This is a genomic window from Rickettsia endosymbiont of Culicoides newsteadi, from assembly GCF_002259525.1.
Taxonomy (GTDB): domain Bacteria; phylum Pseudomonadota; class Alphaproteobacteria; order Rickettsiales; family Rickettsiaceae; genus Tisiphia.
Genome location: NZ_MWZE01000023.1, coordinates 1 through 15,007, shown reverse-complemented (window position 1 = coordinate 15,007; position 15,007 = coordinate 1). Strand labels below are relative to the sequence as shown.

Here is a 15,007-nt window from a genome sequence, read left to right as displayed (position 1 = left end):
AATTTTGGAGTATGACTCAATTACCGATTTTGATCCCTACTTCCCTACATTGTTACAAAAATTGTAGGGTACTATGGCTCCTGCTACCCAATTCCCCTAAATTGACTATATATATAAATGGAACTATAGTTCATTTTTGCAATGAGGCTTTAATAGCTCTTTCTTTATTGCTAATATTATTTAGTTCATTCTTAAGATGCAATTTTTTTGCTTGATGTTTAGCTTTACTACAATAATCCAGAGCTTTGTTGAAGTCTCCCTTGCTAAAATAAGCATCTGAATAAGTTAAATAAAAACCCATTTTTATTATATCATCAGCTATTTGTTCAATTAAGTTATTATATTTACTAAACTCTACTATTACTTTATCAATTTGGTTGGTCAAAATAAGTAGTTTTCCATACAATTCTATTGATTGTAAAAAGTCTCTAGTGTTATGAACTTCCTTAAATAGAGCTATTGCTTCTTGAATTGATTTAATAGACGTTTCTATTTCTAGTTTATTTCTATCAATTTTATTTGCTTTTTTATTTTTGGCTAAGACAAGATTAGCTTTATGGTAAAATAATTTCGCCTTTAAACCTCTCACATCATTATTCTTTATTGATTTACCTACTTTTATATTATTATACCTTTTAATTGCTGTATTTATTTTTTGTTCTGCCTTTTGATAATTACCAATTTTACAAAAATATGCCGAATATACATATAGAATTTTACATTTTAATATTTCTAAGCCTTCAGTTTTCTGCAAATATTTATTAACCTTATCAACTATCTTTAGAAAATTTTCATATTTTTCTTGGTGAAAATAGACCGAAGAAATCATCAAGTCCATTGCCGCAAGATCTTCATTATATTTATTCTTAAATTTAGTTTTAAATTGCCGACTAGTTTCAAGAAGTTGTTGAAAAGAATTAGTTAGCTTAAACTCATGCTCATTATCTATAAAAAACCGCAATAATGACTCAAACCATCTTAAATTTAAGGTAGAACAAATATTATCCTTACTGTCTAACGATTGACTAAGTTGATGACGTAATACTGCCTGTACTAGGCGATGAATAGCGATATTATCATTGTCATCATAATTGATCATTGAATATTGCCACAATAGAGCAATATGTTTGTTTAACGTTAATTGTGGAGATGGTAAATGAGGATAAGCTGTTTGTAACCATTTGAGTAATAGTTTACGAGAGATTTTATTTGGTGCTAGGTAAGCACATACTGTTAAAAGCTCAATAGCTATAGGTGGTCTATTATTAATTTTAGTATCTCTAACAATTGCCTCTAAACTAATATTCCAGGTTATTGCTACTGGGTAATTATAGGTATTTGTTTCATCTAAAAAAGTGTTGTCCGATAATAATTCTGTTTCATACTTTTTATAAAGATCCAAATATTCTGGAATAGTGATATGTTTTTGTTTAATGTAAGCACCAGCTTGCACCAGTGCTAAGGGTAAATATCCTAAAACTCCAACTAATTCTTTTATAGTATTTTGTTCTTCTGCTATATTTCGCTGTATTAAGGTCTTTATTGTTTTGATAGCCTCCTCTTCTGTCATGATATCAATAGGCAATACTGAGAACTTTGTTGGCCAATAACGCTGACGGGTTGTTAAAATCACATATCCGCCAGATTCTGGTAAAAATGGTTCGATTTCACGATAATTGTTTACTTTGTCATAAACTAAAAGCCATCCTGGATTTTTAGCTAGCCATTGTTTAACATAAGCGATAATGCTTTCTCTTGTATAGATGACTTCTGCATGTCCTAATAACTTAGCAAATTCAACATATTTGTTATATAAATGATCAATATTTTCTGCAAGAAACCAAACTTTAAGTGTATAAGGATGCTCTGTATAATTTATATATTGCAAGGCTAATTGTGTTTTGCCTATTCCGCCAAGTCCAGCACATGCAGTAATTGCTAAATTACTTGTTACATCAGATGTATGATTGTAATGTAATTTATTATACAAATCCCTCAATAGTTTTTCTCTACCAATAAAAACATGATCTTGTCTAGGTATATTCCAGCTAGTTAGATTTTTAGGAAATATTATTGGATATTGTAGTTTAGACCATTGCACTTCTATTTCTTTACTCTTGACTGTTTTTTTAATAGTTAAATCAAACATTAAAAGATAAGTACTACAAATAATCAGAACCAATACACCAAATATTTGTAAGTAAATATTCTTGGCTTTACTTTTAATATTCTTATCTGTCAAATGAGGTTTAGGAAAAACTGAACAGGTATTATTCGATATAATATTATTATATCTTTCACTAAACTTAAGGATCATGTTGTCTATATTCTCATTAGAAAAAACTTTTGTGATAATTTCTAAAAAAATAAAATGATATTGTTTAGATGGTAAGAGATTAATATATTCAAAATTACTTTGTTTAGGTAGAAATTTTATACATTGCTCTTCCTGCGGTATAAGAAAAAATACCTTGGATATATTCTGATCATTAGAAATAATAACATAATTATTACCTTGCTGTTGTTTAGCTATATTAGCTTCATTTACAGATAGAACATAGATTATACATTGTCTTGACTGTTTTTTGCCTTTGTTCTTGTGCTTTCCTAAAACTATATGAGCATCAAGATTTTCTCGCAGCTCTACAAAAACTGTTATACCTATAAGTTGTAAATCACTACGTATCTTATTGATCATCAAGTTTAAATCATTGTTTTCTGATCCATTATTTCTCAGGCTTTGTAAAACAATAAAAAATGATATAGCATCAGACTTTGTTAATATAAAAATTTCCTTCAAGATTTTTCTAAATTCTTGTTGGATTAATAAACTTAAATAATAACTTTGTACTAATTTGTATTTATCAGATTCTTCTATAAAATTTATAATACCTTCTCGAGAATTTGTGGCTACTTTCCGTTTGATATTAGAAATATGACTTTCAATAGTTCTCGTCTCGATCTGTTTATCCTCATTTGATAAAAAACTAGCTATTCCTTTTGCATTTTTCCCATGTACAATGCATGCTATTACATCTATTTCTCTTGATGTAAATCTGATATTGTTAATTATTAACAAATGTTTCTCATAAATCTCTTGTGGGTACAAGATATTCTTATTTTCCATAATATATATAATTTATTTAAACTACTATCATCCTATAAATCTTAAAAGATCATTTACTAAAGATTAGAGAATTGTATTTTAAATACAAAACATAATCGCTAATTTTCTGAATTATATCCATGTATTTTTTACTTACGTATAATACTTAATACTTTTTAACAATTGAAATATTTTACAACACTTAATATATTAAAATAATTTTAATATAGGTTTTAATATATTCTTTCAGGTTAAATATTAGCTAAGCTACAACTTAAATTATTAGACTTCCCGCATAAGTCAAAGAAGTCATAAGTATTTTAAACAAGTTCACTGCATTATAGTAGAGTATAATTATGCAAGATACAAATACTAACAACTTACGTAATATCATAGGTGATATTAGTACTAAACTATATAAAAATGATATAGTAGCTGAAATACATTACAGATTAAAAGATCCTTGTTCTGTTTTAAAGAAGATATTAAGAAAAACTATTACTTTGAAAGAATTAACTGATATAATTGCTTTTAGAATTATAGTTGATAAAAAAGAAGATTGTTACAAAGTATTGGCTATTATTTACAATCTCTATTCTGTTAATATCAAGAAGTCTAAAAACTATATTGATAATCCTAAGAATAATGGCTATCGTTCTTTGCATGTTATAGCTGTAGTTGATATTTATGAACGTAACATAGAAATACAAATACGAACCAGAGAGATGCATAATATTGCAGAATTTGGTACAGCAAACCATGATGAATATAAAAAAACACAGGAAACAGAATTAATAAAAAAGTTATTATCTAATGTAAGACTTAATACAGCTGGTATTAATAGTCAGATCAATAATGCATATAATATTTTCGACCAGTTTGATTGGACTATAGCGGAACTTATTGATTATGAGCAGGCAATTGAAAATGTTTGTCGTAATTTGCATGATGTACAATTGAATAAAGTTATTGAGTAACTTTTGGGCTTTGGACAAAAGCTAAAAAAATTAAAAATATATAATTACTTTAGTTATTTTTGACATGTTCATAATATGTCTACGCAAGAATGAATGCCTCCTTTGTAGCTTTATTTTCTTTGTTAACAAACCAACTCGTCCATACATGACATTTTTTTATTGAAGCAAATGGACAAATACTAATCGGGTTAGCTATATTAAACTATGAAAGATATTAAGAGGCATTTTTATTTTCCAATAATTCATTAATTCTGGTAATAGCTAGACCCGTCATTTTCGCTACTTCCTCAATAGAACTGCCATTTTCTATCATCATTTTTATTAATTTAGCTTCTCCCCTAGCTTCACCAATTTGGATACCTTCTTCTTTGCCTTCCCTCCGTGCTTTCTTGAGAGTGTTAGCTTCAATACGTAACCATTTCAGGTGTTCTTCATATGAATCACGTTCTTCTTTAGTGAAATTCATCACATCCAAAACTGCCAGGGCTTTTTTTAGGCTAGCATCATTTAACTCTTTAGGTAAATTATCTTTGTTCAGCAAATCATGTCTCGTTAAAAAAGTACTCCATCTATCAAGAGAGGTTTTTACCTTCTTTACTATGTCCGTCAGCTGTTCCTGCGGATTATTAGTAAACTTATTTAGCTCAATAGTATGCAATTCTAAATCTTTAAAATATAACAAACCACTATCTTTTTCTACTATATGAAACACATTATGATATTTATTTTCATGTAAAATAGAGGTAAAGTTTAATATATGAATACCAATGGCTTTCGATAAAGTAGCATAATCCTCTGCATTCTTTAATTGCTCAGTATATAACTTTGCCCAATAATACAGAGCTCTTTTGTCATAATCATCCGCGTCAGTAATTTGCATTTCGATATTAAATCTTTTGCCATCTTTTCCTTGAGCTTTAATATCTAAAATTGACAATTTATCGCTCTTGAAATTTTTTGGATTATATGGATTGAGAAGTTGTACTTCTGTTACTTGGTCTTCTCTAGATACAATCGAATTGATTAGCGAAATAAGCAAATCCTTATTCTCTTCAACTCCAAAGATTTTTTTAAAAGCAATATCAACCCTAGGACTAATATTTGACATAAATCTAACTCTATATTTATTTTAACTAGTAATCATGACTTTTATACAATCTGCTAAAGGGTATTTTTCTCTTTGCAAACGTATATTATGTTCAAAATATCTGAACATCCCACCGTAACCTTCCATGATGATTTTTCCATCCATAAAATACGAGATTAAACTGTAACATAGGCAGATATGCTCGCTAAAGCCGTTGTCACGGATTACCTCTACATATTCAATTATTTGCTCAACTAACTGAAAATTAACAAAATGTTCATCTGCGGCTAATTTTATTATTTCTTCGCCGTTCTTAGTTTTTGTTAATTTTTCAATAACCTCTTGCATATTGCTATGTTTTTTACTTGTGTACATTTGGAATTGAGCATCTAGAAAATCCACTAGGTTTCCTTCAAGAGTTTGTGGTTTAATTTCCCAGTAATATCCGTCATTATCTTCACTATAATTATAATAATCAAGATTTAGTTCATCGTTTAATCGCCTGGTAATATGCTCAACTGTTATATCTGGATACTTTATGCGTCTCTTATCGACTGCAATATTTTGCACTATGCCAACGGTTAAATATGTTCCCATAAAATTCTCCTATAAAATTCATTTATAAATTAACTAATATAAGGTATTCATTACTTACTCGCCTTACGCATAAACCCCGTGGCAATTAAAAAATTGCAGAATTAAGTACAAGACGCCATTACGAGACCACGCAAGTAGGTCGTGGCAATCCACATTCATTGCTTTGTCCACCACCACCAGTGGCACCTCGCTAATAGTGTCAGGTTGTTTTCCCTATGACTTTTAAATGCCATGCGTAAGGTGAATTATTTTAGCTAGTTTGGTAAATTACCAGTAAACATTAAAACACTTGATACTAACACCACCCAAAATAAAGTAAAAGGTAAAAATACTTTCCAACCTAAACGCATTAACTGGTCGTAACGATATCTAGGTAATGTCGCTCTTATCCATAAGAAACAAAATAATAACAACCCAACTTTTACTATAAACCAAATAAAGCCTGGTATAAAATTCAAGAATTTAATGCCAAAAGGCGGGAAATAACCACCTAAGAAGAATGTTGTGGTCATACCGCTAGCTAAAATCATATTAGCATATTCACCAAGAAAAAATAAGGCAAAACCCATCGAAGAATATTCAACATTATAACCAGCAACCAGCTCAGATTCAGCCTCTGATAAATCAAAAGGCAATCTATTAGTTTCTACAAGTACTGATATGAAGAATATTACTGCCATAGGTAACAACATCAAATCAACCCACCAAGGCAATAATTGTTGCCTTTCTATGATTTCTGAAAGATTAAGAGTTCCAGTCGTTAAAAGTACAGTAACAATCACCAACCCTATAGATACTTCGTATGAAATCATCTGAGCCGACGAACGAATAGCCCCAAGGAAAGCATATTTCGAATTACTTGCCCAACCAGCTATGATTATACCATAAACCCCCAATGATGAGATTGCCATAATATATAAAACACCAACATTGATGTCAGCTAATACCAGTTTTTTATCAAAAGGTATCACTGCCCAACCAATTAAACTAAGCACAAAGGTAACCATAGGAGCCAAGGTGAATAATATTTTATCAGCTTGCTTTGGTATAATTGTTTCTTTAAATAATAGTTTTACTGCATCAGCAATTGGTTGCAACAACCCAAAATATCCAACGACATTTGGACCTTTTCTTAACTGCATTAAACCTATTACTCTTCGCTCAGCATAGGTCAGATATGCTACACACAGCAAAAGAGGAATAGTGATAGATAGGACTTTCAATGCCACAATAATTAACGGCAATAGATATTGTTGAAATAACGATATCATGCAACTTTTTCCCTTTCTTGTTTTGATTCCAAACACTTTGCCATAGTAATAGATGCCCTACTAATTGAATCTGTCATGTAATAATTTATCGGTTTAGTAACTATATCATAGTTAAGTAATTTATCTGTAGAGGTAAATTTTATAAAGTCACCACTCATTATTTCAGAAATATTGTCAAATACTGGAAACTCTGCTGCCAACTTATTTCTTATTTCAACTAAATTATTCATACCAAGATTTAGCCCTAAACCACTGGCTAGGTTATTTATAATAAGCCAATCTTCTTTTGCTTGTCCTACTGGATTAGTTGCCGCCCTAGCATATTGTGGTCTTCCTTCAAAATTTAGGTAAATAGCATCTTTCTCTGTATAGCTACTAGCAGGAAAAATAACATTTGCTGCATTTGCTCCATTATCACCGTGATGCCCTTGATATACAACAAAAGATGATTTGATTTTACTCATATCAATCTCATCACTACCTAGTAAATAGACAAATTTGATATCACCTATTTCTGCCTTTTGTAAGATTTCATAAACCCCATTACCACCACCCTTAGCACTAGAATTTTTAGGGCTAAAACCTATATCTAAACTACCAACCATTGACGCATGGTTATGCAATATATTAAAACCATTCCAATCCTCTCTAACTATCTTATATTTATCCACCATCTGATGAATGAGTGCAAAAATAGCATAACCATCCTCCCGAGAATATACTCCATCACCAATGATTATTATTGGATTTTTTGCGGCTGCCAACTCCTTAGAAAATTGATGGTCTCCTGATATTATTGCTTTAATTATTTCAGGGCTAGCCCCTAATTCATTGATAGAATAAGTTTGATCGCTAATATTACCAATTCGAGCTATTTTTAACTTCCCCTCTCTTTGTAATATACCAATACTAGCATTAAGGACTGGAGCTATTTGCCTAATATTTGCCCCAATTAACAAAGCAAGATCAGCTTTTTTAAGTCCAGAAATCGTTGTGTTAAATAGATAGTTTCCCCTACTAGATCGGTCTATTTTATAATTAAATTGATTACTATCAAAATTATTACATCCTAGCTTCTGTAACAATGTTTTTAATAAAAACATTGATTCGGTACAGGCGAGTGTTCCAGCGATCGCCGCCATTTGATCACCGGCAAGCGATTGTAATTTTTGTGCTACTATGGCAATAGCGTCATTCCAAGAGGCTTCAACTAATTTACCATTTTGTCTGATATACGGAGAATCTAACCTTTGATATTTCAAACCATCATAAGCAAATCGTGCTTTATCGGATATCCACTCATCATTAATGTCATCATTAACCCTAGGTAATATCCTCATTACTCCCCCCCCCCTACTATCGATCCTGATATTACAACCTTGGGCATCAAATACATCTATTGATTCAGTTTTCTTTAGTTCCCAACTACGAGCTTTAAAAGAATAAGGCTTTGAATTTAATGCTCCAACTGGACAAACATCGATAATATTGCCTGACAACTCTGAAGCAAGACTACGCTCAAGGTAAGAGGTAACTTCCATATGCTCTCCTCTATAAAGAGCTCCTATTTCCTCAATTCCAGCAATATCAGTGGCAAACCTTATACATCTTGTACATTGTATGCATCTAGTCATTTGGGTTTTAATCAAAGGTCCCATATATTTGTCTTTGACTGTCCTTTTATTCTCCAAAAATCTAGAACGTGCTCCACCATATTTAAATGCTTGATCCTGTAGATCACACTCACCTCCTTGGTCACAAATAGGACAATCTAGAGGATGATTGATCAATAGAAACTCCATTACCCCTTCACGAGCCTTTTTAACGCCGATAGTATTAGTATGGATCACCATATCTGGGGCAACAGGCGTAGCACAAGAGGCGATAGGTTTAGGAGATTTTTCCATCTCTACCAGGCACATACGACAATTACCAGCAATTTTCAAACGTTCATGAAAGCAGAAATGGGGGATTTCTATACCAAGCTTGCTGCAGGCACGAAATACGGTTGTACCCTCTTCTACTTCAATTTCAATATCATCTATAGTAAGTTTTATCATTGATGTTCATATTATAGTTTTACATTATGTCAAAATTACATATTCTTCTATAGTCAATTGATAAGAAGTTGGTGACGTCGTCGATCCTAGCCCCAAATTTTCCTGAATTGACTATATAATTCAAATTATTTGAAGTATACCATATTATATACTACTCACTAATCTAAATTTTTCAATTTTGCAAAAATAACTTCTATAGCTAAGTAATTTCCTGGTTACGCCTAAACTCGAAGGCGATATAATCCCTCCTATGATATTCCTATAGTCAATTGATGAGAAGTTGGTGATGTCGTCAATCATCGCTCCTGCTACCTAATTTCCCTGAATTGACTATAACTCTATGGAGCTTTATAGAACTGCCTTATAGTTTTAAGCAATTCTTGATTTTTATATGGTTTGCGGATTATGTATGTTGCTTGCTCTTGTAAAAATTCTTGTATTTCCTGATGATTGCTAGACAAACCACTTTGGAAAATTATAGGAATATGAGCAAGATTTTTATCACTTCTTATCTGTTTATGCACTTCACAACCTGTCATATCAGGAAGAGAAATATCAAGAAATATTAGGTCTATTTTGTTAGTATGTATTTTAAATAAATCAATGCCTTCTTGCCCGGTATAAGCATTGATAATTCTATATTTCTGTTCATGACGTAGCACTAAATTTATCGCGTCATGGCAGATTGGTTCATCATCAACAAAAAGTATAGTAAATACTTTTATAATATTACACTTTGCCAACATTTTATGTCTCTTTTTCATCATATACAGGAATCATGAATTCTACCCTTGTTCCTTTTCTACGGTTATTTTCGGCATAAATATAGCCATTATGAGCTAATATAATTTCCCGGCAAATAGATAAACCAATGCCAGTACCAATAATAGAATTATCATTAGTTCGTGAGCTACGAGTAAATACTTCAAAAACATTTTCAAGCTCTGAGTCTGGGATTCCTATGCCTGTATCGATTAAGCTAAAGAACCAATAAGGCTTATCATCATAATTTTTTAAATTAATTATTGCCACAATTAACCCTTCTTTAGTATATTTGAGTGCATTATTAAATAAATTATTTAATAATTGACTGATCCTAATTTCATCCCCACTAATCATTGCTTTCGTAATCTTATTATTAATAAGAATAATATTGACTTTATCGTTAAATATATTTAATTCTGTAAATTGTTGCACAATATTTTTTATAGAAGATAATAAATCCATAGCAACAAAATTAAAATTCATCCTCCCAGTGCTAAACTTAGATAGGTCTAGTAGATCATTAATTAATTTTATAATATGCTGATTATTCTTAGCTATTATACCAACATATTTTATATGCTCTTGCTCATCCATTTTATCCCAATTTTCATATAAAAATTGAGATATACTACTTCCGCCATGTATTGAACTCCTTATTTCATGAGTAACATGATTTAAAATATTATCTTGTTCTGATAATTTCTGTTCTAATGCTAATATTTTAGTCTTTGAATTACTTCTTAAATTGAACCATGAAAACATCGCATACCTGCAAATATAAAAAAATACAGGAATCAAAAATATAACTAAAATAGCCCAAAGAAGTTGGAGCATATGATTATTTTACCTAAAAAAATGATATATTGCTTTGTTTTTAAGAATCACTTTCTCATTTTATCATGAATTTACATGCTCACTAATCTTATTAGTGTTTAATATGTACTCACCATTCAAAATGGAATTCAATTCTTAAGATCAAAGTAGTATAGTGAGGGAAATATAAAATAACTAAGAAAAGGTTAAACTATTTAAATAATCATTTAACAATATATGTAAACAATTTATTATAGTAACCTTGAATAATTCATTAATAGAAGTTATCAAATTATATAACCAATACTTTATGTATAATACCTAATATTTTGATAAAATAAATAACTTTTAATAAATTATTCAAAAGGCTGTCTTAATGTTATTGCAGCAGATAGAGTTCCTTCATCCAAATAGTCCAGTTCTCCGCCTATTGGAATGCCACTAGCTAGTCTTGATATTTTGATGGTGGAATTTTTGAAATATTCAGTAATGAAATAAGCGGTAGTTTGACCTTCTAAAGTAGAATTAGTTGCAATAATTATTTCATTAATGTTCTTATCCTGGCATCTAGCTAATAATTCCGGTAGTCTTAGTGCTTTGGGGTTGTGACCATTAGAAGTTGATAAATTATGCCCTAGTACATGATAATGCCCTTTAAAAATACCACTACGCTCTATTGCCCATAATTCTGTCACTGTCTCAACAATTGCTATGATAGATTCGTTGCGATCATCAGATGAACATACTCTGCAAATATGATGAGAATCTATGTTACCACAAATATTACATTTGACAACATTACTATCTACACAACAAAGAACTGAAATTAGACTTTTTAGCCTAACATCTTTTTCTTGTAAAAGATGTAAGACTATACGCCTTGCTGATCTTTGACCAAGACCAGGTAGTTTAGAGAGAAGATAAACCAACTGATCTATTTCATTTAATTTATTCATAAACATACCTTCACTACTCTAAAAGTTGTTAAAACAACTTATTAACTTACCTTACACATAAACCCCATGACAATTTAAAAATTCCGGAAAAGTACAAAACGTCATTGCCAGACCATGTAATGGGCGAAGCAATCCATTTTTGCTCACTTTCTGGATTGCTTAAACCATTGCATGGTCTGGCAATGACATTTATGCATTTCAAGCGTCATTGCGAGCCACCGTAGGTGGCGTGGCAATCCATTTCTAATCACTTTTGTGGATTGCTTCGTCGGCTACGCCTTCTCGCAATGACGGTTTCTCAATTATTGTTTTCTTAAACTTCTCATCAATTGACTATATTAGCAAGGAGCTATAAGTGATGTTCTTGTGGTGATCAAACTTTAACTGGCATAATCACGAAAACGTCTTTAGGATTCTGAAGCGTTTTTAATAACATTGGCGATGATGCATCCAAAAAATATAGGTCAACTTGGTTTGCTTTAGTAGCATTTAATATAGAATTGAGGGCTTCAGTAAGATATTTAGGATTAAAACCTATAGACAAAGATTCTTCATGATCAAAAACACATAAATTATTTTCATCTAGTGAATGTGGTATAGTCTCTTTGGCTGCTCCCCTTGCTTCCCCAGAAGCCGTAATTTCAAGTAAATCTTTTGATAAAGTTAATTTTATTGCTTGAAATTTATCTATAGTTATTGTTGCTACTCTATCTATAACATCAGCTAGCAATTTGGTATTAATAGTAAGCTTATAGTTGTTTTCTACTGGAATAAAACCTTGGTAATCTGGAAAGGTTCCATCAATTAGTTTTGATACCATCATAATATCATTGCAAACAAATTTAACCCTATTCACACTTAGAAAAATTTCTACCTCTAACTGAATATTTTTAGGATCTTTTAATATTTTGACAATTTCTTCGAGAGTTTTTTTAGATAAAATAACGCCAAATTCGCTAACCTCATAGGTCATTTCCACTACTGACACTGATAATCTATGACCATCAGTGCTAGCCATATAACATTCTTCATCTTTTACGTAAAAATAAACACCATTAAGATTATAGCGAGTTTCATCAAGAGATACTGAAAACAAAGTACCCTCAATCATCTTAACAAAGTCACGACAAGGTATTTTAAAAGTAGCTTCAACATTAATATCATCTAATGTGGGGAATTGGTCAGCAGGTAAAGTTAGAAGATTAAAAGCACAATTCTTTCCTACAATTTCAAGCTGCTCTGTTTCATTTGACACATTGAGTACTATATCTTTATCAGGTATCTTTTTTACTATATCATTTAATGTTTTAGTAGATACTGTTATTGCCCCCTCACTTATTACTTGAGCAGCTATTTTCTGGCTTAAATATATTTCCATATTAGTAGCCATTAACTCTAGTTTACCATCCTTCGATGATAATTTAATATGACTAAGTTCGGTAACTACATTACGTTTCTCTACTACAGAATTAGCAAAAGTCAGAGCATGAGTTAGGGTTTTGGTCTCAACTATAATCTTTAATTCGTTGTTTCCCATATCTTTAATTGCCTCTTAACAAATCATTTATAGATACTTTACTCCTAGTTCCGGCATCTACCTGCTTAACGATTACGGCACAATATAAACTTGGTTTCCCTGAATCAGCAGGCAAGCTACCAGGTACTACAACTGAATAGGCTGGAACTTTACCATAAATTATTTTGCCACTTTCTCTATCTACTATCTTCGTAGAAGCACCAATAAATACTCCCATACTAATTACGCTTCCCTCTTCTACTAAAACTCCTTCTGCTATTTCTGATCTTGCACCTATAAAACAATTATCTTCGATTATTACCGGATTATTTTGGATTGGTTCTAACACACCACCAATACCTGTTCCACCGGAAATATGACAATTCTTGCCTATTTGGACACATGAGCCTATAGTAGCCCAGGTATCAACCATTGTTCCCTCTCCTATATATGCCCCTATATTAATAAAAGAAGGCATAACAACAACGTTTTTTGCTAAATATACCCCCGTTCGGATAATTGCTCCGGGAACTATACGACAGCCATCTGTTTGAAATAATTCTGTACTATAATCTGTAGAAAATTTGGGGGCAATTTTATCATACCACCTCATGCAATCTCCAGAGTAAATTTGTGGATCAGTTACCATCATATGTAATAAAATAGCTTTTTTTACCCAATGATTAACTTGCCAATCAGCCCCTTCTTTCTTACAAACCCTGATTACCCCTTGATTCAAACCATTAATAATATCCTGCAATATTTGGTTGGCATAATTAGTTTTTTCTGAATTTTGGGTTAATTTGTCGCGTATTTGCCAAAATTCTTCTATAGTATTAATATGTTTTTGCATAACATCCTTGCTAAATTATAAAAAAAATCATAATTTACTTTATCTTTAAGTCAACCTAATATACTAAAATAATTTGAGTATCTAAATTAGAGTACGTAAATGAGTATTTCTTGCCCAAGTTGTAACACTAACTTTATAGTTTCGAAAGAACAAATAGGTATGACCGGTAGGAAGGTCAAATGTTCACAATGTAACCATATCTGGTATCAGCAAGCAGATCTTGATGAACAACAACCACCAATTATATCAAATCATCATACAGCAAAAAATGCTAGCACTAATGAAAATAATAAAATATTTTTGACCAAAGGTGCCAATTTACCAGTTTTATTACCACCAAAAACTCCCCAACATTCAAATATTTTACCTATATTATTGTTTAGCGTAATTATTCTTTTATTATTATTGTTATTTCAAGAAAAACTTAACATACCAGCTTTGTATAAAGAAAATGATAATATCCTAACTATAGGAAACATCCATGTTGAACAAAATAAAGAAATAGGACAAATTAAAGTTTCCTACCAGATAACCAATAACTCCGACCGTGATGTGACCATACCATTAATTAGAGTTAGACTGTTAGATAAAAAATATGTAACGGTAAAATCTTATATAATGCATCACAAAAATATCAAACTCCTACCTAAACAACATATTGATATCGCTACGAATCTTGATGTAGTGCCTCGTTCCAGTGAGTTATTAAATATTATGCTTGGTAATGGTTTGGATCTTATATTACATTAGACTTCTTTCGAAAGAGAATTTATAATATAGTCATGTATGGACCTACCCGATAATGCAAGAAAAAAATAATATATAACAGCAAAAAAATCGAATGCAGTCATGTATCCGGCTTATAGTTAATAAATTACTTTAAATTTACCCTATAGCCCTGATGGAATTCGCTGGCTTACAAACTTATACCCACATTCCGCTGGAATGATATAGGAATGAAATAATTATTGAATAATTAAGAGAAAAAGTATTAACTAAGAATGAG

At 31.1% G+C, this 15,007-nt stretch carries 13 protein-coding genes; 2 read left to right on the top strand and 11 right to left on the bottom strand.

Annotated features, from left to right (window positions below; all coding sequences use genetic code 11):
* Window positions 1-130: 130 nt before the first annotated feature.
* Entirely contained in the window at window positions 131-3,127 is a 2,997-nt protein-coding gene (locus RiCNE_RS02820) for a DUF7779 domain-containing protein (RefSeq protein WP_239832627.1), read from the bottom strand.
* A 335-nt stretch (window positions 3,128-3,462) separates the two neighbouring features.
* On the opposite strand from RiCNE_RS02820, the gene RiCNE_RS02815 reads away from it, so the two are divergent.
* Window positions 3,463-4,083, top strand: coding sequence for a guanosine polyphosphate pyrophosphohydrolase (locus tag RiCNE_RS02815; protein ID WP_094649107.1), 621 nt, complete (start codon window positions 3,463-3,465; stop codon window positions 4,081-4,083).
* A gap of 214 nt (window positions 4,084-4,297) precedes the next feature.
* Here RiCNE_RS02815 and RiCNE_RS02810 read toward each other — a convergent pair whose 3' ends face one another.
* From RiCNE_RS02810 to dapD, 10 genes are all read right to left on the bottom strand, one after another.
* Window positions 4,298-5,191 carry an Rpn family recombination-promoting nuclease/putative transposase gene (locus RiCNE_RS02810; protein WP_094649106.1) on the bottom strand — a complete coding sequence of 298 codons (894 nt, stop codon included), beginning with the start codon at window positions 5,189-5,191 and terminating at the stop codon, window positions 4,298-4,300.
* 21 nt (window positions 5,192-5,212) lie between these two features.
* Entirely contained in the window at window positions 5,213-5,767 is a 555-nt protein-coding gene (locus RiCNE_RS02805) for a hypothetical protein (protein WP_094649105.1), read from the bottom strand.
* 254 nt (window positions 5,768-6,021) lie between these two features.
* Window positions 6,022-7,038, bottom strand: a complete 1,017-nt coding sequence (gene nuoH / locus RiCNE_RS02800) for an NADH-quinone oxidoreductase subunit NuoH (RefSeq protein ID WP_094649104.1) — start codon at window positions 7,036-7,038, stop codon at window positions 6,022-6,024.
* A complete protein-coding gene (gene nuoG / locus RiCNE_RS02795; protein ID WP_094649103.1) occupies window positions 7,035-9,098 on the bottom strand; it encodes an NADH-quinone oxidoreductase subunit NuoG in 2,064 nt (687 codons plus the stop codon). Before nuoG ends, nuoH begins: the two co-directional genes overlap by 4 nt.
* A gap of 144 nt (window positions 9,099-9,242) precedes the next feature.
* Window positions 9,243-9,398, bottom strand: a complete 156-nt coding sequence (locus tag RiCNE_RS07445; protein ID WP_157905656.1) for a hypothetical protein — start codon at window positions 9,396-9,398, stop codon at window positions 9,243-9,245.
* Between the two features lie 38 nt (window positions 9,399-9,436).
* Window positions 9,437-9,844: a response regulator gene (locus RiCNE_RS02790; protein ID WP_157905655.1), complete on the bottom strand. Its 408-nt coding sequence runs from the start codon at window positions 9,842-9,844 to the stop codon at window positions 9,437-9,439.
* Between the two features lies 1 nt (window position 9,845).
* On the bottom strand, window positions 9,846-10,625 hold the full coding sequence (locus RiCNE_RS02785) for a sensor histidine kinase (protein WP_192866921.1): 780 nt from the start codon (window positions 10,623-10,625) through the stop codon (window positions 9,846-9,848).
* A gap of 407 nt (window positions 10,626-11,032) precedes the next feature.
* Window positions 11,033-11,632, bottom strand: a complete 600-nt coding sequence (gene recR / locus RiCNE_RS02780) for a recombination mediator RecR (RefSeq protein WP_094649100.1) — start codon at window positions 11,630-11,632, stop codon at window positions 11,033-11,035.
* Window positions 11,633-12,005: 373 nt separating this feature from the next.
* Window positions 12,006-13,169: a DNA polymerase III subunit beta gene (gene dnaN / locus RiCNE_RS02775; RefSeq protein WP_094649099.1), complete on the bottom strand. Its 1,164-nt coding sequence runs from the start codon at window positions 13,167-13,169 to the stop codon at window positions 12,006-12,008.
* 4 nt (window positions 13,170-13,173) lie between these two features.
* Window positions 13,174-14,001, bottom strand: a complete 828-nt coding sequence (gene dapD / locus RiCNE_RS02770) for a 2,3,4,5-tetrahydropyridine-2,6-dicarboxylate N-succinyltransferase (RefSeq protein WP_094649098.1) — start codon at window positions 13,999-14,001, stop codon at window positions 13,174-13,176.
* 99 nt (window positions 14,002-14,100) lie between these two features.
* On the opposite strand from dapD, the gene RiCNE_RS02765 reads away from it, so the two are divergent.
* Window positions 14,101-14,751: an MJ0042-type zinc finger domain-containing protein gene (locus RiCNE_RS02765; RefSeq protein WP_094649097.1), complete on the top strand. Its 651-nt coding sequence runs from the start codon at window positions 14,101-14,103 to the stop codon at window positions 14,749-14,751.
* The last annotated feature ends 256 nt before the right edge of the window (window positions 14,752-15,007 follow it).

Excerpts from the sequence above, each read along its gene's own strand:
- RiCNE_RS02815 (WP_094649107.1), top strand. The coding sequence starts at position 3,463 with ATGCAAGATACAAATACTAACAACTTACGTAATATCATAGGTGATATT.
- RiCNE_RS02765 (WP_094649097.1), top strand. The coding sequence starts at position 14,101 with ATGAGTATTTCTTGCCCAAGTTGTAACACTAACTTTATAGTTTCGAAA.
- RiCNE_RS02790 (WP_157905655.1), bottom strand. The coding sequence starts at position 9,844 with ATGTTGGCAAAGTGTAATATTATAAAAGTATTTACTATACTTTTTGTT.
- RiCNE_RS02820 (WP_239832627.1), bottom strand. The coding sequence starts at position 3,127 with ATGGAAAATAAGAATATCTTGTACCCACAAGAGATTTATGAGAAACAT.
- RiCNE_RS02785 (WP_192866921.1), bottom strand. The coding sequence starts at position 10,625 with ATGTTTTCATGGTTCAATTTAAGAAGTAATTCAAAGACTAAAATATTA.
- nuoG (WP_094649103.1), bottom strand. The coding sequence starts at position 9,098 with ATGATAAAACTTACTATAGATGATATTGAAATTGAAGTAGAAGAGGGT.
- dnaN (WP_094649099.1), bottom strand. The coding sequence starts at position 13,169 with ATGGGAAACAACGAATTAAAGATTATAGTTGAGACCAAAACCCTAACT.
- dapD (WP_094649098.1), bottom strand. The coding sequence starts at position 14,001 with ATGCAAAAACATATTAATACTATAGAAGAATTTTGGCAAATACGCGAC.
- recR (WP_094649100.1), bottom strand. The coding sequence starts at position 11,632 with ATGAATAAATTAAATGAAATAGATCAGTTGGTTTATCTTCTCTCTAAA.
- RiCNE_RS02810 (WP_094649106.1), bottom strand. The coding sequence starts at position 5,191 with ATGTCAAATATTAGTCCTAGGGTTGATATTGCTTTTAAAAAAATCTTT.
- RiCNE_RS02805 (WP_094649105.1), bottom strand. The coding sequence starts at position 5,767 with ATGGGAACATATTTAACCGTTGGCATAGTGCAAAATATTGCAGTCGAT.
- nuoH (WP_094649104.1), bottom strand. The coding sequence starts at position 7,038 with ATGATATCGTTATTTCAACAATATCTATTGCCGTTAATTATTGTGGCA.
- RiCNE_RS07445 (WP_157905656.1), bottom strand. The coding sequence starts at position 9,398 with ATGATTGACGACATCACCAACTTCTCATCAATTGACTATAGGAATATC.